The sequence below is a fragment of the Streptococcus sp. 4094 genome, assembly GCF_013277125.1.
Classification (GTDB): Bacteria; Bacillota; Bacilli; order Lactobacillales; family Streptococcaceae; genus Streptococcus.
In genome coordinates this window covers 42594-60388 of record NZ_VMMI01000005.1, presented here as the reverse complement: position 1 = coordinate 60388, position 17795 = coordinate 42594, and the positions used below count along the sequence as shown (strand labels likewise).

Annotated in this window: 14 protein-coding genes and 2 pseudogenes; 12 read left to right on the top strand and 4 right to left on the bottom strand. The window is 33.8% G+C overall.

Annotated features, from left to right (window positions below):
• Window positions 1-264: 264 nt before the first annotated feature.
• The 7 genes and pseudogenes from HT721_RS00980 to pezT all read left to right on the top strand — a co-directional run bounded on the left by HT721_RS00980 (window position 265) and on the right by pezT (window position 8238).
• Window positions 265-639 carry a hypothetical protein gene (locus tag HT721_RS00980; RefSeq protein ID WP_173228709.1) on the top strand — a complete coding sequence of 125 codons (375 nt, stop codon included), beginning with the start codon at window positions 265-267 and terminating at the stop codon, window positions 637-639.
• Window positions 640-1482: 843 nt separating this feature from the next.
• On the top strand, window positions 1483-2778 hold the full coding sequence (locus HT721_RS00970; RefSeq protein WP_173212382.1) for a hypothetical protein: 1296 nt from the start codon (window positions 1483-1485) through the stop codon (window positions 2776-2778).
• Window positions 2779-3632: 854 nt separating this feature from the next.
• A complete protein-coding gene (ltrA, locus tag HT721_RS00965; RefSeq protein ID WP_173212384.1) occupies window positions 3633-4910 on the top strand; it encodes a group II intron reverse transcriptase/maturase in 1278 nt (425 codons plus the stop codon).
• A gap of 125 nt (window positions 4911-5035) precedes the next feature.
• Window positions 5036-6564, top strand: a pseudogene (locus tag HT721_RS00960) (IS1182 family transposase).
• An 85-nt stretch (window positions 6565-6649) separates the two neighbouring features.
• Window positions 6650-6922, top strand: a complete 273-nt coding sequence (locus HT721_RS00955; RefSeq protein WP_173212387.1) for a hypothetical protein — start codon at window positions 6650-6652, stop codon at window positions 6920-6922.
• A gap of 69 nt (window positions 6923-6991) precedes the next feature.
• Entirely contained in the window at window positions 6992-7468 is a 477-nt protein-coding gene (gene pezA, locus HT721_RS00950; protein WP_173212389.1) for a type II toxin-antitoxin system antitoxin PezA, read from the top strand.
• Window positions 7468-8238 carry a type II toxin-antitoxin system toxin PezT gene (gene pezT, locus HT721_RS00945; RefSeq protein ID WP_173212391.1) on the top strand — a complete coding sequence of 257 codons (771 nt, stop codon included), beginning with the start codon at window positions 7468-7470 and terminating at the stop codon, window positions 8236-8238. Before pezA ends, pezT begins: the two co-directional genes overlap by 1 nt.
• A gap of 358 nt (window positions 8239-8596) precedes the next feature.
• Here pezT and HT721_RS00940 read toward each other — a convergent pair whose 3' ends face one another.
• A complete protein-coding gene (locus tag HT721_RS00940) occupies window positions 8597-8995 on the bottom strand; it encodes a hypothetical protein (protein WP_173212393.1) in 399 nt (132 codons plus the stop codon).
• 200 nt (window positions 8996-9195) lie between these two features.
• Here HT721_RS00940 and HT721_RS00935 point away from each other — a divergent pair, with 200 nt between their 5' ends.
• Genes HT721_RS00935 through HT721_RS00925 form a run of 3 tightly spaced genes read left to right on the top strand, consistent with a single transcriptional unit; the run spans window position 9196 to window position 11615 of the window.
• Entirely contained in the window at window positions 9196-9528 is a 333-nt protein-coding gene (locus tag HT721_RS00935; protein WP_000656277.1) for a LytTR family DNA-binding domain-containing protein, read from the top strand.
• A 10-nt stretch (window positions 9529-9538) separates the two neighbouring features.
• Window positions 9539-10279, top strand: coding sequence for a response regulator transcription factor (locus HT721_RS00930; protein ID WP_140834654.1), 741 nt, complete (start codon window positions 9539-9541; stop codon window positions 10277-10279).
• 10 nt (window positions 10280-10289) lie between these two features.
• Window positions 10290-11615 (top strand): GHKL domain-containing protein, encoded by a 1326-nt coding sequence (locus HT721_RS00925; protein WP_173212395.1) that lies wholly within the window; start codon window positions 10290-10292, stop codon window positions 11613-11615.
• Window positions 11616-11883: 268 nt separating this feature from the next.
• Here HT721_RS00925 and HT721_RS00920 read toward each other — a convergent pair.
• The 3 genes and pseudogenes from HT721_RS00920 to HT721_RS00910 form a co-directional block, all read right to left on the bottom strand.
• Window positions 11884-12194 (bottom strand): annotated as a pseudogene (locus HT721_RS00920) (IS5/IS1182 family transposase); the annotation flags it as partial.
• Window positions 12195-12659: 465 nt separating this feature from the next.
• On the bottom strand, window positions 12660-14018 hold the full coding sequence (locus HT721_RS00915; RefSeq protein WP_173212397.1) for a bacteriocin secretion accessory protein: 1359 nt from the start codon (window positions 14016-14018) through the stop codon (window positions 12660-12662).
• A gap of 11 nt (window positions 14019-14029) precedes the next feature.
• Window positions 14030-16183, bottom strand: coding sequence for a peptide cleavage/export ABC transporter (locus HT721_RS00910; protein WP_173212399.1), 2154 nt, complete (start codon window positions 16181-16183; stop codon window positions 14030-14032).
• 306 nt (window positions 16184-16489) lie between these two features.
• Between HT721_RS00910 and HT721_RS00905 the strand changes: the two genes are divergently transcribed.
• Both HT721_RS00905 and HT721_RS00900 read left to right on the top strand, forming a co-directional pair.
• Entirely contained in the window at window positions 16490-16738 is a 249-nt protein-coding gene (locus tag HT721_RS00905; protein ID WP_173212401.1) for a Blp family class II bacteriocin, read from the top strand.
• A 15-nt stretch (window positions 16739-16753) separates the two neighbouring features.
• Complete coding sequence (locus HT721_RS00900) at window positions 16754-16963, top strand: Blp family class II bacteriocin (protein ID WP_173212402.1); 210 nt, start codon at window positions 16754-16756, stop codon at window positions 16961-16963.
• Window positions 16964-17795: the final 832 nt, after the last annotated feature.

Sequence of the window (17795 nt, the reverse complement as noted above, 5' to 3'; positions counted from 1 at the left end):
TAATTTAATAGAACAGATGTAAGGTAATAACAATTGTAGAAATCATTGTTTTTAATGTATTTTACGGAGGGAAATATGAGTAATATATCTAATCCAAATTTAAATGTGGTAATGCAGTATGCTTCATTAGTTATTCAATCAAGTACTGACACTGATCAGTCTATAGATGTGTTTTTTTGGTTAGAAGATTATTATGAAGACGTATTAGAGTGTTGAATTAAACCACAAAAAGTTACAACGATACATAAATACATAGAATACATTGTGGTTTATTCTATAGAATATTTGCTTGATAAGCATTTTCCAGTAGTAGGAATAATAGAAATGTTTTCAATTCTTGAAAATTATGATATTGATTATTCTAAAGTAGGGAGATTGGATATTTCTGAATTTGCTTATGATGACTCTACAGAAGAGTTAGAAGAATACGCGTCTCAGTTATTTAACATTTTTTTAAAAGTTGCGCTTGACCATTTTGTAAATGATGTCTTTACTAATTTATTTTGGAACAAAAATTTCTTATATGAGTTTAATATCCAATGTGCTCAGTATATCGGTAAAATAAAAAAGATAAGTATCCTGAAACACTCAAATAAAATGGTATTTTGTATCGAGCGAAATATGTACCCGCTTGGTTAAAGAATACAATAATCTATAGGAATAAGAATAGATGTTCTATTTGTGGTTGTGACCTCTCAAAAGCACATACAACAGTGACAAAGGAAAACTTTGACCATATCATCCCTTTACAAAATGGAGGAAATAATGATCCATCAAATTGGCAACTTACTTGTGAACAGTGTAATAAATCAAAGGGTTGTAGGAGTGATAACTTTACCAATGTTGTTATGCCATTTTGGGAAATGTAGTATAGTTTTATATTATTAATTCAAAATTATTATCACTTTTATTTATTAGAAAGCAAAGAAGAATGCTTTTACCTCGTGTTTAGCTGATGAATGGAATGTCTTGAAGTAGAATAGACGGAATTCCTTAGAGAAAAGTTAAGACATGGGGATTCTATAATTGACTTGCAAAAATCGGAATGTTACTCAGAACCCTTAGAAAAAATAATAGTTGAGTACTATTTAAATCAAAATTTTTATGTAGCATGCACTTTAGGAAATTTGGTTATTGATGGTGTACTAATTAGAGTTTCACAAAGGACTTCTTCAAGAGAGAATACTCGTAGGATTTAAAGCCGTTGAAGAAACTGATACTATATTTATCCAGAAGTCGTTAAGTGAAATATGCTTAATACATTGTTCGTCTGTTTTTTTAGATACAAATAGGTTTATACTTGATGAACCAAATCTACATATGATTGGACATGGTCGGAGGGAGAAAGAAATCGAAGAACAAGAGTTTTTGAAGCTTTTTAATGCAATGTTGTATATTTGTGATGAGTAAGATTATTAGGAAGAAATTATAGAGACTTTAGAGACTAACAGATTAAAATAAATTTATGAAAGAGTTGAAGGTATGAAGTTTAATAAAATATATAAAATTATCTTGTTGCTTATAGCGATAGTATTATTAATATTTTTTTGGCAAGTTATAGTGAATTTAGTTGTGTCTACTAATTTAGAAGTTTCGCAAAGGAATTTATTTTCATTAACTATTATATTTTGGTTAGAAATACTCTTTATATTAGTGATATATGATTTAGCAATCATTGAGTTATATAGTGGAGTAAGTTCTTGTTTGAGTAAACTAGGGCAATGGGCGATAAGAGCGAAAAAGGTGAGTATTGCACTTTACACAATTAGATTAAATTATTATTTGTTAAGACTAAGTCGATTATTACGTGTAGGTTGGGTAACTTATGGTAGCTCTGAAAAAAATTCAGTTTGGATAGGGATATCGAAACTCTCCTTGACTCAGCTATCACTTAATATATTTAGACTTATAATAAGTACACCTATGGTCTTGGCATTTTTGTCTGCTTGTTTCTCTTTGAGGATATTGAAAGTAGATTTTGTCTATTATTTGCATAAGCTTAAAGAATTTCTAATAGGTATTTTACAAATAAAAGTAAATGTTAGTGATATCTTTTCAAGTTTACCAGCCCTTGTAGCTTTGATGACTATATTACCAATCGTATTTTTCTTCTATTTCTATAGTCAAAAACGTGATGTTCGAAAAATAATTGATAAGGAAAATAGTAAATATTTTGAAGAAGTTGTCTTATTGTACGAAAAATTATTAATTTGGATTGATAATCATATTTATGAATTATCTGAGAATTTTAATTATGTAATTGAATGTCAAGATTCAATTGTTGAGATATTTTTAAAAAAAGAGGTTCCTAATTATATATCATTAGCTGAGCAGCAGTATTATATATCTGGAGATATTGAGACATTTAGATTTGTTGAGATCACTGATTTGACTGAGTTTCGAGAAATTATGAGTAAATTATCTAGTGATAGATTAAGGAAATATACACGAATATTTTCAGTTAAACGATTTGATATTTGGTATCTTTATTTTTTTGATTTTCCTTTATTAAATGAAGAAGAAAAAATCGAAAGATCTTTCTATACAAAAAAAGGGATGGGTTCTAAACTGGATAATCGTGTTACTTCTTCGTGTGACTTTACTCAAGAGCAAATTGAGAAGACGAGGAGAGAGGAACTGTCTAGATTATCTTGGTCTATTTATGACGAATTGGAGTTGCTATACAGGTTTAAGAGAGTAAGCGATTCGTTAAGAAAATATCTTTATTCTTCAAGAACAGAGCGACTGCTTCTAAAAGCATTAAATAAAGATAAATAATTTCATTCCATACTATTATTCTAAATTTGACTAACCACATTTCGTTTGATAGTATAGGTAGGCACTATTAGCACACGTGGAGTGTGTAGTGTTGCTACAACGAACAAGAGGGTGAAAATCCTTGATTTTAAGCTATTTTACAAGCATTTTGTATTTGTAGATAAAGGCAATTTTGACGTCAAAAAAGTCCTAAAAAGGCACATAGATGTATATGTATTTGTAGATGTCGTTTGCGTATCGGAAAAATGAATACAACGATAAATATTTATCTAAAGAGAGTCTGGGACAATAGTCCCTTATCTCCAAAAAAAGCAACGGATTTGCCGTTGCTTTTTTGCAGTACGACGGGCATGTCGTGCATCTGAGGTGTAAGTCCTCCGTGGGCACCCGCTACCGGTGAACCCAATAGCGATTCCCAAGCCTGACTATCGTGAGGTAGCGGGGAGAGGAAGGGATAGCGAAATCGTGGCTCTACGAACAGGAACGTGATAGTAAGGCGTATATAGCGGATAAGGGGGCTTCAAACTCCAAAGTCCAAAAAGGTAGTCGTAACCTATATGCGTAAATCACGAGAGTAAACGAGGAAAGATGTATGACTTATCCCGTGAGGTCTCATGAGCGCTGAAAGCGTAGTAACAACGAATCATGAGAAGTCAGCCGAACCCATAGTAGTGAGGAAACTTCTGTAATGGAAGTGGAGCGAAGGGGTGAACAACTAATTGAAGTAATCCTACTTCACTTGTGTCTGTAAAACGAGTGGTCTGATAGAACTGGAGTCTGTCACGTATTGACTAGATGAAGGCTCACCAATATAAGATGTCCCTCAGGCACCAAAACAAGAAAGGAATACGCACATGTCAAAATTGCTAGATAAGATATTATCACGCGAAAATATGCTGGAAGCCTACAATCAAGTAAAATCCAATAAAGGCTCAGCTGGGATTGATGGAATGACTATCGAAGAGATGGATAATTATCTCAGACAAAACTGGCGCTTGACTAAGGAACTGATAAAACAGAGAAAATATAAGCCTCAACCAGTTCTCAGAGTTGAGATTCCCAAACCAAACGGAGGCATCCGTCAACTAGGAATTCCAACAGTTATGGATAGAATGATTCAACAGGCCATTGTTCAAGTCATTAACCCTATTTGTGAACCTCATTTCTCAGATACGAGTTATGGCTTCAGACCAAATAGGTCATGTGAAAAAGCCATCATGAAGCTCTTAGAGTACTTAAATGACGGCTATGAGTGGATAGTGGATATAGACCTAGAGAAATTTTTCGATACGGTTCCTCAAGATAGATTGATGTCCTTAGTACATAATATTATCGAAGACGGAGATACGGAATCCTTGATTCGTAAGTATCTTCATTCAGGTGTTATCATTAATGGTCAGCGTCATAAAACGCTAGTTGGTACACCACAGGGAGGAAATTTATCTCCTCTCTTATCCAATATTATGCTTAATGAATTGGACAAGGAATTAGAAAAGAGGGGACTTCGATTTGTGCGCTACGCAGATGATTGTGTGATTACGGTCGGAAGCGAGGCAGCCGCTAAGCGTGTGATGTATTCAGTCAGTCGTTTTATTGAGAAACGACTAGGTTTGAAAGTAAACATGACCAAGACTAAGATTACCAGACCAAGAGAGTTGAAATACTTAGGTTTTGGGTTCTGGAAATCATCAGATGGTTGGAAAAGTCGTCCCCATCAAGATAGTGTTCGGAGATTTAAGCTTAAATTGAAGAAACTAACACAGAGGAAATGGAGTATAGACTTAACAAGACGTATTGAGCAACTGAATTTGTCTATTCGAGGATGGATAAACTATTTCTCGCTGGGAAATATGAAGCGCATAGTCGCTAGCATAGATGAGCGCTTGCGTACTCGCCTACGAGTGATTATCTGGAAGCAATGGAAGAAGAAATCGAGACGATTATGGGGATTGCTTAAGTTAGGAGTTCCTAAATGGATAGCAGATAAGGTATCTGGCTGGGGCGACCACTACCAATTAGTAGCTCAGAAGTCGGTACTTAAACGTGCTATATCAAAACCAGTCCTTGAAAAACGTGGACTGGTTTCGTGTTTGGATTATTACCTTGAACGACATGCGTTAAAAGTTAGTTGAACCGCCGTATGCCGAACGGCATGTACGGTGGTGTGAGAGGGGCTAGAGATTATCCCCTACTCGATTGGTTGCGATAGTCTTGGTAAAATAGAATTGCTTAATAAACCATTTAGAAAGGCTATCCCATGCATATTCACTATAACACAAATCAAACAACTTTACCACTAGAAATCAGTTCTTTCTTGCCACAAGATCATCTCGTCTTTACTATTGAAAAAGTGGTAAATACCTTGGAGGATTGTCATTTCCACGCCTTCTATCATGCCTTTGGTCGCCCGTCTTATCACCCTAAAATGCTTGTATCTACTCTTCTATTTGCCTATTCACAAGGGATTTTCTCTGGTCGAAAAATTGAAAAAATGATGGTTGAAAATCTGGCTATGCAGTACCTAACAGGGCAGTTGGTTGTCAGCTATCGCACCATCAATCGTTTTCGTGTAGCTGAAGGGATGGAAGAACTCATACGTAATCTTGTCATCGACCTCAATCTTCGTTTAAAAATGGAAGAGTTAGTGACCTTAGATTGTCTGTTTATTGACGGGACTAAGATTGAAGCCAATGCCAACAAGTATAGTTTCGTGTGGAAGAAAGCGACAGAGAGATTCTCCGTCAAACTTCAAGAACAGATACAAGTCTATTTTCAAGAAGAAATCACCCCCCTTATCCATCAGGCTATCGAACTGGATACACAAGAGCCTATATCCTCAGAGCAGTTGCTTGCATTCGCTCAAGTCCTTGAAGAAGAATTGAAAAAATTGAACCAGGACATTGAGGAGACACCCGTTAAAGGGAAAGATGAACGTAAAACCCAACGTCGTAAACTCAAGAAAGTCTTGCGTAAAGTCAAGGAGGATTTTTCAGTGCGTGCTGAAAAATATGAGAGCTATCAGGAGACATTTGAAGGGCGTAACAGTTTTTCCAAAACTGATCCAGATGCCACTTTTATGAGAATGAAAGAAGACCATATGAAAAATGGCCAACTCAAGGCTGCTTATAATCTTCAAATCGCTACGGAAAATCAATTTGTTCTTCACTATGATGTCTTCTCAAATCCGACAGACACCAAGACTCTTCTGCCATTCCTTGAAACCTATCCACATGAATTGAAGACAGTTGTCGCAGATGCTGGATATGGAAGTGAAGAGAACCTCCTTCGTTTAGATGAAAAGGAGGTAAATCATCTGATTAAATATGCCATGTTTGACAAGGAACAGAAGAGAGGGTATAAACAGTCAGCTAGAAACTTAGCGAATTGGTACTATGATAACAAGGAAGATAGCTACATACATCCTGATGGCTAGTGTTATCGTTTTCACCATATCAAACAACAGAAAACACAGACAGAGACTTTCAACAGGAAACCAAGGTTTACTACACTGATCAACCTGAATCAGCCCCTCAAAAGGGACTGTATATAAACGAACGCTATCAAAACTTGAAAGCTAAAGAATGTCAGGCGCTTTTATCTCCCCAAGGTAGACAGATTTTCGCTCAACGCAAGATTGATGTGGAACCTGTCTTTGGGCAGATAAAGGCTTGTTTGGGTTACAAGAGATGTAATCTGAGAGGCAAGCGTCAAGTGAGAATTGACATGGGATTGGTACTTATGGCCAATAACCTCCTAAAATACAATAAGAGAATGACTCAAAATTAAAAAGCTAGAGTTCCACAATTGGAAATCTCTAGCTTTTTTGTGGTCGAGAACTATTTTGTCCCAGGCTCTTTTTGAGAGGTTATAGATGTTTACAACATTTTTTAAGAAAAACCAAGACAATGGTGATATATTTAAGAAGCTAATTCATCGACTATCTGATATGTCTGTCCAAGATCTTGAAAAAATAGACCGACTGCTAGATATTATTTTCACTCCAGATCAAGAATCAGAACAGCTAAAAACAGAAGCAACTTACAGAGAAGAAACTTTGGATGACACATTAAAGGAAGCTAAGAATCAACTTCATAAGGAACAATTGGAGAAGAATTTAGAGAGGTTTAGGAAAAATAATAAATAATGCACCAAAAATGGTGCGTTTAATTTTTCTAAATGTTATAATGGTATTATCAAATGAAAGGAGTCTCCCATGATTGGAAAGAACATAAAATCCTTACGTAAAACACATGACTTAACCCAACTCGAATTTGCACGGATTGTAGGTATTTCACGTAACAGTCTGAGTCGGTATGAAAATGGAACGAGTTCAGTCTCTACGGAACTAATAGACATCATTTGTCAAAAGTTTAATGTATCTTATGTCGATATTGTAGGAGAAGATAAAATGCTTAATCCTGTTGAAGATTATGAATTGACTTTAAAAATTGAAATTATGAAAGAAAGAGGAGCTAATCTATTATCACGACTCTATCGTTATCAAGATAGTCAGGGAATTAGCATTGATGATGAATCTAATCCTTGGATTTTAATGAGTGATGATCTATCTGACTTGATTCATACGAATATCTATTTAGTAGAAAATTTTGATGAAATAGAGAGATATAGCGGCTATTTGGATGGAATTGAACGTATGTTAGAGATATCTGAAAAACGGATGCTAGCCTAATGGAAATCCAAGATTATACTGATAGTGAATTCAAACATGCTTTAGCGCGGAATCTTCGTTCACTGACAAGAGGAAAAAAATCCAGTAAGCAACCTATAGCGATTTTGCTTGTAGGGCAAAGTGGTGCCGGTAAGACTACAATTCATCGTATTAAACAGAAAGAATTTCAAGGAAATATTGTTATCATAGATGGTGATAGTTTTCGTTCTCAGCATCCACACTATTTAGAACTGCAGCAAGAATATGGCAAAGATAGTGTAGAATACACCAAAGATTTTGCAGGGAAAATGGTAGAGTCTTTAGTAACAGAATTGAGTCATTTGGGATACAATCTTTTGATTGAGGGAACTTTACGAACAGTTGATGTTCCAAAGAAAACAGTACAACTCTTGAAAAGTGAGGGATATGAAGTACAATTAGCTTTAATCGCAACAAAGCCCGAATTGTCGTATCTGAGCACTCTTATCCGATACGAAGAACTGTACGCTATCAATCCAAATCAAGCACGCGCAACTCCAAAAGAACATCATGATTTCATTGTAAATCATCTAGTTGATAATACACGACAATTGGAAGAACTAGCTATCTTTGAAAGAATTCAAATTTACCAACGAGATAGAAGCTGTGTATATGATTCAAAAGAAAATACAACTTCAGCAGCAAATGTTCTTCATGAGTTACTGTTTGGGGAGTGGAGTCAGGTAGAGAAAGAGATGCTTAAATCTGGAGAAGAAAGATTGAAAGTTTTAACCAATCGAAATAGTTGTTAGAACACGAATTTTAAAATAAAATCTACTTATAACTTTTGTTAGTTGTTTAAGGTGGGCAGAAAGTCTTTAGAATCAAAAAAACGCATAGTCTCAGGTGTTCAAAAACTTGAAATTATGCGTTTTCTTGTTGGAGGATTTACTCCATTTTCTTCAGGAATTGAGATTTTGCCCAGCCTCAAAAGTTCCAATCAATTTCAATAACTCAGAAAAAAGACTAAGAAAATATGACTACTTTAAGACGAAACTAGAATTTGCTATCAAACTTGAGCATGTGGAGGAAGAAATAAAAATTCTATGATGTAATGGATAGGTGATTACGGATATAAAGTTATAAGACTTAAAACTTTATTTCATAGACTTAATCACTCTTATCCTGCTTAAATTCATAGATCTCTTCCAAGTAAAAATGAATTTTTTCTTTAATATATTTTAATGATTTATTATTAGTTATGTCTATAACACCAAACACACTATAGTGGTTTCGATAAAGCTCGTCATAATCAATTTGACTGCCTATGATGATAACTTCTGATTTTTTTGAACTAAATTGGATAGATTTTAAATAGAGTTTCATTTTTTTAGATGTTAGAGACCCTGATTTTATGATAAAATAAGTAGAAGATTTATATTTGTAGTTAATCTTATGTCCTTGTAAAATTTTTGTATTTTTGAATGTTTTCTTTAAGAAATAATATTTTAAATACAGAGATAAAATATAGCCAAATAAAGAGTAGTGTAAAATTTGAATTGCCTTCATAGCTTTCCTTTCATTAGAAATTAGTTTATCAAATGAAGAAAGATTAATATTATTGAGATACTAAAAAGTATCTATTTTATCCTGAAATGTCTAAATTAAGAAAATTTTTACCATTTGAGATAGTATAGAAACCATTTGAGATTTTTATAATTTAATTTCCATCATTCTGATAAGATTAAACTTATAGAAGGAGGCTAAATATGAAAGACTATATTTTATATCAAGATAGAGCTATCGTAAAGGTACCACTCTCTAAAATTTATTATGTTACAACTCACCCAACAAAAGCTCATGCTGTTCTTTTTGTAACAGCAGAAGGGAATTTTGAAGCTTCAACCTCACTAGCTAAAATCGAAGAGGAAAGTACAGAAGAACTTATTAGATGCCATAGAAAGTTTCTTGTGAATAAAGATAAAATAGCAGGATTTAATCATGAGACAAGAACGATTATGTTTATGGATGATAGAGTATCAGACATCGCTTGTTCTAGAAGACACTTTACAATATTAAAAAATCAGTGGAAAAATATATAGGAGTGAAGTAGTGAATATTTTTATACTAGAAGATAATTTTTTACAACAGACTAGAATTGAAAATGTTGTCAAAAAAATTTTGGTGGATAATAAGATTGAGTATAGGCATTTTGAGGTTTATGGAAAACCTCAACAGCTTTTAGAGGACATTTCAGAGAGAGGAAATCATCAATTATTTTTACTTGATATTGAAATAAAAGATGATGACAAAAGAGGATTAGACGTTGCTAGAGAAATTAGAAAACTTGATTCTCAAGCAGTGATTGCTTTTGTAACATCACATTCTGAGTTTATGCCTGTATCTTTTGAATATTTAGTATCAGCTATTGATTTCATTGATAAAGAATTACCTGAACCATTATTTATCAAACGAATTGAAAATGTTATTTTAAGTGTTAGCGATAATCAAAGAAGAACAGTATCTGAGGACTCTTTTATATTTACAGGATCCAAAGCTCAAATTCAAGTCCCTTTTAAAGATTTATTGTATATTGAAACATCAACAATTGCTCATAAGTTGACTCTCTATTCAAAACGAGACATAGTTGAATTTTATGGACAATTGTCAGATATTCTTAAACAGGAACCACGTTTGTTTCAATGTCATAGATCATTTATCGTAAATCCTTATAATATATCTTTAATTGATAAAGAAAACCGGATAGTTCATTTTCAGAACGGATCCTCTTGTATTGTCTCTAGATTAAAAATTCGTCCACTTATGAAAGCTATCGAAAGACTTCATGACTAAGGAGATTTAGATGATATTTTTTTTAAATATTTTAGGTGTTTTTCTATTGTTATGTATCCATGCTAGGGTTGTAGGTGAGAGATTAAATCTGAAAAAAGTAGTAATGTCCATTATTCTGTTCCATCTTTTAACATTACTATTTATTGTTTTATTTAAATCAACTGAATTTTACTTTCTTGGGTCATTATTGCTTTATCCTACCTTTTTTATCCTATATACTTTGTCTATTGGTAAATTAAGAAGTAAGGTTTCTTTATTACTTTTTTACTCATTATTTCCACTTGGATTTTGGGATGTCATCAAAAATTTCTTAGGTTACTTTATAATTTCTAAGATTCCAATATTGTATAGACTATATGAAACTAATCTAGGAACAATGATTTTCTCTTTATTAGCTGAAATTATTGTGTTATTTCTTATTAGTCTCTTTCGATATAATTTTAGTCATTTAAAAATAAAGAACTTGGATAGAAAGACAAAATTTATTTTAATTACTGCGGATATTTTAATGCTAGCCTATTTTATCTTACCACCTTATATAAACTACAGTGATAAAGTAAGTTGGGATAGAATGTTGGATTATAAAGAATTATTGACAGCAGTTTACTTTTTATTGTTTATTTGTTTTGTTAATCTATTGGATAGAAAATTACTTCAAGAATTACAGGAGAAAGTCGTTCTACAAAAAGACATTCAATTGCAAAATCTTAGCAATTATAGTCAACAAGTTGAAGGGTTGTATCAAGAAATTAGAGGCTTCAGACATGATTATGCTAATATTTTGTCAAGCTTAAAAATAGGTATAGATCAAAAAGATATTAATCTGGTTTCTCAAGTTTATGATAGTGTTTTGAAAAATTCTGGTGAAAAATTAAAAGGCAAGCGTTTTGATGTAGCACATCTAAGAAATATCAATGATTTGGCGCTAAAGAATTTACTATTATCTAAGTTATCGGAGGCCCAAAACTTATCTATTCCAGTTTCCCTGGAGATTAGTGAACAGTTCTCTATAAAAAATATGGAACAAATTGACTTCTTAACAATTACTTCTATCTTGTTAGATAATGCTATAGAGTCCGCAGCAGAAGGAGGAATAGCAATTTGTTTTCTTGAAGATACAGAATGGAATAAATTAGTCATGATTGTAAAAAATTCTACTTTAGAAAGAGAGATAGAATTGAGAGATATATTCAAGCGTGGCAATTCTTCAAAAGGAGAAGGTCGGGGTATAGGATTGGCCAATGTTCGGAGAATTTTAAAATCTTATCCAAATGTATGTTTGAAAACCACAAGTAAAAATTATGTCTTTACACAGATCTTGGAAATAGAACTTTAAAAGAGTCCCCTTTAAAATATTCTATAGAATATTTTAAGGGGGACTCTTTTGTTATGACTTTATATACATTTAAATACGAAATAGTTCTAGTTTTGAAATTAGATTTTAGAATATGGTTATCACATAAATCTTATGCTGTAAAAAATGATATGTTTCTGTATAAAATTTATAAGATTCATTAATTTAATTTATCAGTATTATTGTATTTGACAATAATTACTATTGAAATTTTATAAATTTTCATCTGTACCTAAAATATCTTATTTTAACGGTAGTTATTGATCGTTTTACAGCTAATACAGGAGTCCTTGTTCAAGCATTCATGGGAATCACTTCCTCGTTCATTTGAACGATTTTACGTCCAGAGAACACTTGATGAGCATAAGTGAACAGGATCATCTTCATGAGTATAGCTTGATGGAAGTCAGGGCGAGCAGTGTGAGAGGTTTCTTCCAATAACATTTGGCTAGGGATACTGTCCACAGAGAGGCTAATCATTCTAGCTTTGTGAGTTGCTGGAATATCATAGGTAAAATTTACTTCCAAACTTAATTGATTTGCATTATAATCTTTATACATTGTCATGGTTTTCTAATTGTTTTTTTATTTAAAATATAAAACATGACATGAAAAAACGAGCATCTCCAACTATGGAAATGCTTGTTTTTTGATAGTTAGAAGTAGTTTTGGCCTAGGTTATCTATAGAGATTCCACGAGTTCTCACAACAGAGGTTTACCGATAAAAAAATCACTACAGTTGACAATTATGAAATAATGTACAATGTTTTTTATAAAAGCTTTGACTAGTTAAAAAATCGGGAGTTTCTGTTTATCTTAAGTATAAGGTTATCAAAATCCTTCCAGAGGTTTCCTCCATAAATCTTTAACAGGTTTTCAGAACTTATTGTTGGAAATTTTTTTAGAGATATTTGTTTTTTGTCCATTTCTTAGACCTCCTTCGTTTATATACTAATTATAAAATAATATATTTAAAAATTTTTTTGAAAATCCCAAAAGGTATCTATATAATCATAAAGTGTTATCTATAAGTGATTGAGGATTTTATCTTTATAGTAATTAAAGTAAGTTTTTTTATCAATGATACTCGTTACTTGGCCTTGTAAACCATATTGTATGATGTTACTGTCTTTATCTGGTAGTTGGGCTAGTGCAGTCACTTTAAAAAGATTTCCTTGTTCAGTTTTTGTTGCTGTTCTATCAATAGAATGGATTTTCCCAATTATTGTGATACTTTGATTTCCGATTTTTTCTAGTTTAAGACGTGCGATCTGTTCTTCTTTAAGTAAAGGGACATACTCAGAAGTGACATAGTAAGTAATAAGTACCTCTTTAGTTTCTTGAATATTGGGGTAAATTTGGGCGATTTCACTACCGTTTGGAATTAGAGTTTTTCCATCAAATTCACTATTTAAATGAATGATTCCTGTACCTGGGGCTTTAATAGTGTTGTGTTCAAAGTTAACATTTGCTTGCCCAAGTTGAGCTGTCAGCTCTGTGATTTGTGTTTCAACAGTCGTCAGCTGTTGAGATGCCGATTGTTGAAATTGGGTTCGTAGGACTTCTACCTTGGTTCCTAAACTACTATCATAAGTCGCAACACTTCCTGTACCTGCTCGTTGAATATTAAGACTAGCGATAGAGGATTTTAGACTTGAGATACTCTGATTAATTTGAGAAAGATATTGATCAGCTAATCCTTGCTGAGATTGTTTCTGGGATTGGACTAAGTAGGAATTTAAAGTATCTTTGTGTGGATTGCTAGCCGACAAACTCGAACTTTTATTAGTGATAGCTTGACTAAGTTCCTCATACTCTGTTATTTGTTTGTAGATATTATTGATTTGTTTCTCTATAGCAGTGGCGGTATTTCCTGCTAAAGCTAGTTGATTATTAACCTCTGCATTGGTTTTAGAGATGCCTAACTCTATATCTTGAGATTGGCTAATAAAGTTGTTAAAGGTATTAATATAACCGAACTCATCTTCTCCTGTAAAGAGGTTATTTCCTTGTGACAGACTTGCTTTGAGAGTCTCGATTCCAGCTTTTTGCCGATTTAGGGTAGCTAGCCGTGTTTCAAGAGCTTGTTTTTGGGATTTCTCCATTGTTTCAGAGTATTTGATAACGACGTCATCTTTTTTGACCGATTGGTTATTGGACAGATTATTAGTTGTTATGGTGTTATTGCTAGTTGATTGGATTGAAGCGATGACTTGAGTTGGTGTAATCTCTCCTCTCGATATGACGGTGACTTCTTTTTGGGCAAATAAAGAGAAGATAAGCAAGAAACTTAGTAATAGGACTAATGGGACAATTAAGAGTGTCGCAAAATTATGGTAGCGGCGCTGATAAAATTCTGCACTTTTAAATAGCTTTGGGTTCATGATAAGTCTCCTTATTTGCTAAATAGATGATAATAGAAACCTTGTTTGGTCATCAATTCTTGATGAGAACCAGTCTCTATAACTTTCCCTTGATTAAGGACAATGACTTGATTAGTTCGTTCAGATATACTAAGACGATGGGCAACAAAGATGATGGTCTTGTCAGTCATGGCCATCAAATTTTCAATAACCTTTTTTTCAGTTAAAACATCAAGTCCGCTAGTTGCTTCATCAAGAATAAGAACAGGAGCTTTAGTCAGTAATGCTCTAGCCAAAGCAATCCGTTGTTTTTGACCACCTGATAAACCAGCTCCATCTGATAGTTCTGTTTGATATCCCATAGGCATTTGTTCGATGTCTTGACGAATTTCTGCTATCTCACAAGCTTTGATAATATCTTCTTGACCAATCATTTGATTAGCTCCCAAGGTCAGGTTTTCTAAAATTGATCCACTAAAAATATAAGCTTGTTGAGGGAGGTAGTTGATATGTTGTCGAAGAACCTTTTTATCAATCATTTTGAGATCATTTTTGTTAATAGTGATTCGTCCCTTGTAAGGTTCAAAGAAGTTGACAATCATTTTAGCCAAGGTCGTTTTCCCTGATCCACTAATTCCTACTATACTGACCTTATCACCTTGTTTGATAGTTAGATTTATGTTATTTAGGGTGTCGCGTCCAAAACCATATTTATATGAAATGTCTTCAAAACAAATATCACCAGCCAGAAACTGCGAATCAGTTAAGGTCTGAGTTTTTTTGAATTCAGATTCGACTAAGTAAACTTCATTAAGACGATTGTTGGCTACCTTTGCAGACTGAAGTTTTGTTTGGATGTTGATGATATTTTCCAAGGGATTAGTAAAGTAAGATAAGAGTGTGTTAAACGTAATCAATTGTCCAATGGAAATTTTACCTGTCATAACTATCTGAGCACCAAACCACAAGATAACAATATTCAGGATGAGTTGAGCTCCCTGTTTAAGGCTGCTTTGTAGGATAGAATATTTACTAAGTTTAAAAGATTTGTCCAAATAATCCACAAACTCACTGTCAATCGTCTGGTATCGAATTTCTTCACTGGTTAGGGATTTGATGGTTTCTATACCATTGATATCTTCAATAATAGCAGAGCTTACCATGGAATTGCTCTGCATAACATCATTATTCATCTTCTCAAAGGGCTTCATAAAAGCAAAAATAATGATGATATAAATAGGAACTGAAATCAGTGAAATAAGGAAGAGGTTGGTGTTTTGTACCAAGAGTACACTACCAATAATGATCAAGATAGAGACATCAAGGAAGAGTGACAAAATCATCGAAGCTAGAGCGTCAATGATTGAATTGGCATCTGTAAAACGAGAGATGACCTCACCAGTTCGCCGTGTCGCAAAGAAAGACATGGGGAGTTCAAAAATGTGGCGAATGTAAGAAAGAATAACATCAATACTTAATCGCTGACTAAGTACAGTTAAGAGGTAATCTCGTGAGAAACTCATCATCTGTTGCAGGATATAGGTGATAATCAGGCCAATGGAGATAATACCTAGGGTTGATTTCATCTGATTAGGAATGTATTCATCTAAAATCCCTTGAAGGTAGTAAGAGCCGCCAATATTGATAAGAGTCACCAAGAGACTAGATAACACGATATAAAAAATAAGTGAACGTTGCCTGAAAATTAAGGGGAGAAAGCTCATCAATCCGTTTTTTTTATCCTTATGAGGTTTATAGCTGGGAGCTGGAGCCAGAAAGATAGCTACACCTGTCCATTCAGAAGCAAATCTCTCCTTGGTCATTTTTGTTACTTTGACATTAGGAGCAGAATCACCAATGATAAGATGGTCTTTTATATTTTTATAGACAACGTAGTAGTGTTGTAGTTTGCCCTCTTTATTAACATGAACGATAAAAGGATAAGGTATGTCTTCCATTTCAAAGAGGCTCATATCCGCTTGAATGGCTCTTGTTTCAAAACTCATTTCTTTGGCTGCTTTGACGATACCAAGAGCGGTCGTTCCTTCTTTATTTGTTTTAGCTAGTTCTCGCAAATGAGCTAAGGAATAGTCAGAACCATAAAACTTGGCAATAGACGCTAAAGCGGCAACTCCACAGTCCCTAGCGTCTATTTGAGGGACAAAGGTTCGTTTGTAAGATGTCATTTGTCAAATCCTTTCTTTTTATTTACAAGACTATTATGACAAAAAATAGGTAGAAAAATTGTTCAAATCTTAAATGGCTCATATAATATCTTGAATGGTATTTTTGATTTTGAAAATTAGTTAACACCATTTTTAACGGCATATTTTTAATCATGAATGGTTACAAATTATGAAAAAAATACGTTTCGTGATGAAAATCGTACATTTAAAGACTTTACGGTAAAACTCGTGTTTTCTCTGGTATACTAAACTTGTCAAGATTGCAATCCGACAAAAATAATTAATATTAATACGGAGGTATTCCTCATGGAAACAAAAACAACGACTCAATTTGATGTTTTGGATACTGAAATGCTGGCTAGCATTGAGGGAGGAACTGATTGGGGAACAGTAGGAAAAGGAGCTGTCTATGGAGCAGGTATCGGAGTTGCTATGTGTGGGGTAGGAGGACTCCTTACTGGTGGTTCCACATGGGCTATGACTGCTGGCTGTGCTTGGGCTGGAGCTAAAATTGGTGGTTCTATTACTGCAATTGCTGATAATCTTTGGCCATAGAAGGGAATAGAAATTATGTATAATTACAAAATAGTAGATAATCAAGAATTAAGTAATATTTCTGGAGGTGGATTGGGAGGAGATGTACTTGTAGGAGCCTTGTCGGGTGCATTTCAGGCAGGACAATCTTGTATTGCTGGAGGCCCCCAAGCTTACTTTATTTGCGCAGCAGGAGGCGCTATAGTAGGTGGCTTTGTAGCTTATGGATTGAGACCACCAAAATAGTTTTAAAAAGGAATGAGTGTTAATATGTTAGAGGAAACTATGATTCAGCTTATACTCATTGCAATTTGTTGTGTGTACATTATTTTTAACACCAAGGCTGATAAAAACCCAAAGAGAGGATATCGTACAGCTTTGTACCTTTTCGTTATGGCTGGTATTATATCCTATATTATGAATTATTTGAACTGGTTAGATTTTTTCTTACTGATAACTCCGATAATGTGCCTATTTAAATTTGAAGATCAATGGAGTTAGCAACGTTTGACACTTCAATAGGTTATTAGCTATCCTTTGGCTCATTGTCAACTGTAGTGAGTTGAAGAAAATCTAAGATCGAGAAAGGACGAAATTCGTCCTTTCTTTTTTGAGGTACGACGGGCATGTCGTATATCTGAGGTGTAAGTCCTAGGTGGGCACCTGCTACCGGTGAACCCAATAGCGATTCTCAAGCCTGACTATCGTGAGGTAGCGGGAAGAAGAAGGCATAGCGAAATCGTGGCTTAAAGAACAGGAATGTTATAGTAAGACACGTTTAGAGGATAAAGTGGCTTTACACTCTGAAGCACAAATAGGTATACCTAATCTATATATTTAAATCACGAGAGTGTACAAGAAAAGATGTGCGACTTATCTATTGAGGTGAGGTTCTGCTGAGAGCTGACATCATGCTAATAAAGAATCATGAGAAGTTAGTCAATTCTATAGTAGTCAGGAAAATTCTATAATGGAAGTGGAGTGAAAGGTGAACAATTGAAAGTAGAATTGTATATATTGATTATTTGTTTGATAGGATGGTAGTATGAAAATATAAATGGTGACTATTGTTCATAAA

Excerpts from the sequence above, each read along its gene's own strand:
- HT721_RS00910 (WP_173212399.1), bottom strand. The coding sequence starts at position 16,183 with ATGACATCTTACAAACGAACCTTTGTCCCTCAAATAGACGCTAGGGAC.
- pezT (WP_173212391.1), top strand. The coding sequence starts at position 7,468 with ATGGAAATCCAAGATTATACTGATAGTGAATTCAAACATGCTTTAGCG.
- ltrA (WP_173212384.1), top strand. The coding sequence starts at position 3,633 with ATGTCAAAATTGCTAGATAAGATATTATCACGCGAAAATATGCTGGAA.
- HT721_RS00940 (WP_173212393.1), bottom strand. The coding sequence starts at position 8,995 with ATGAAGGCAATTCAAATTTTACACTACTCTTTATTTGGCTATATTTTA.
- HT721_RS00925 (WP_173212395.1), top strand. The coding sequence starts at position 10,290 with ATGATATTTTTTTTAAATATTTTAGGTGTTTTTCTATTGTTATGTATC.
- HT721_RS00915 (WP_173212397.1), bottom strand. The coding sequence starts at position 14,018 with ATGAACCCAAAGCTATTTAAAAGTGCAGAATTTTATCAGCGCCGCTAC.
- HT721_RS00900 (WP_173212402.1), top strand. The coding sequence starts at position 16,754 with ATGTATAATTACAAAATAGTAGATAATCAAGAATTAAGTAATATTTCT.
- pezA (WP_173212389.1), top strand. The coding sequence starts at position 6,992 with ATGATTGGAAAGAACATAAAATCCTTACGTAAAACACATGACTTAACC.
- HT721_RS00970 (WP_173212382.1), top strand. The coding sequence starts at position 1,483 with ATGAAGTTTAATAAAATATATAAAATTATCTTGTTGCTTATAGCGATA.
- HT721_RS00905 (WP_173212401.1), top strand. The coding sequence starts at position 16,490 with ATGGAAACAAAAACAACGACTCAATTTGATGTTTTGGATACTGAAATG.
- HT721_RS00955 (WP_173212387.1), top strand. The coding sequence starts at position 6,650 with ATGTTTACAACATTTTTTAAGAAAAACCAAGACAATGGTGATATATTT.
- HT721_RS00935 (WP_000656277.1), top strand. The coding sequence starts at position 9,196 with ATGAAAGACTATATTTTATATCAAGATAGAGCTATCGTAAAGGTACCA.